Genomic DNA, 952 nt, shown 5'->3' with positions numbered 1-952 from the left:
GGCCTTGCGCTCGACCTCGTGCGCACGACGAGCTGGGCGACCTTGCGCGACCGGCTGGTCTACGGACAGGTGCAGGCCGCGCACATGCTGGCGCCGCTGGCGGTGGCGGTGACGCTGGGCCTGAGCCAGCAGCCCGCCGCACTGGCCGCGCCGTTCAAGCTGGGCGTCAACGGCAACATGCTGGTCATGGCGAAGGACTTCGCCGCCGCCCTTGCGCCCGATCCCGCCGCGCGGCTGGCCGAGGCGCTGGAGCGCGGCCTCTGGAAACCCCGATCGAACAGCGCGGGCCTGCTGCTCGCCCAAGTCTCAGGAGCATGATGATGGCCGAACGCACCGACGAACAGCACGCCGAGAAGATGAAGAAGAAGCAGGCCGCGCATGACCGCATCATGGCGGGCAAGACCGTGGAAAAGGGCCTGCTGATCGTCAACACCGGCAAGGGCAAGGGCAAGACCACGGCCGCGCTCGGCATGGTGGTGCGCATGATCGGGCATGGCAGGAAGGTGGGCGTCGTCCAGTTCGTGAAGGGCGCGATGACCACCGGCGAGAAGGCCGTCTTCGATGCCTTCCCGGACAACGTCGAGTTCAAGGCGATGGGCGAAGGCTTCACCTGGAACACCCAGGACCGCGCCCGCGACATCGCCCTCGCCCGCGAGGCGTGGGACGAGGTGAAGCGCATGGTCGCCGATCCGGCCTACGACATGGTGCTGGCGGACGAGCTGAACATCGTGCTGCGCTATGACTACCTGCCGCTTGAGGAAGTGCTTGAGGTGCTGACCGCGCGTGCGGAGATGAAGCACGTCGTCGTGACCGGACGCAATGCGCCGCAGGGGCTGATCGACACGGCCGATCTCGTGACGGAAATGACGCTGGTGAAGCACCCCTTCCGCGAGCAGGGCGTGAAGGCGCAGACGGGGATCGAGTTCTGATGCACGCCTCTCGTCGTCCCGGA

General features: G+C 67.3%; 1 protein-coding gene and 1 pseudogene. Both read left to right on the top strand.

Annotated elements, in window-relative coordinates; translation table 11 throughout:
- A pseudogene (locus LH128_RS26865) lies at positions 1–267 on the top strand (ABC transporter substrate-binding protein); the annotation flags it as partial.
- 53 nt (positions 268–320) lie between these two features.
- Positions 321–929 (top strand): cob(I)yrinic acid a,c-diamide adenosyltransferase, encoded by a 609-nt coding sequence (gene cobO / locus LH128_RS26860; protein WP_036524829.1) that lies wholly within the window; start codon positions 321–323, stop codon positions 927–929.
- Positions 930–952: the final 23 nt, after the last annotated feature.

Source organism: Sphingomonas sp. LH128 (genome assembly GCF_000293195.2).
GTDB lineage: Bacteria > Pseudomonadota > Alphaproteobacteria > Sphingomonadales > Sphingomonadaceae > Novosphingobium > Novosphingobium resinovorum_A.
Note: the sequence above shows the minus strand (reverse complement) of the source record. Positions and strands in the feature narration are given on the sequence as shown.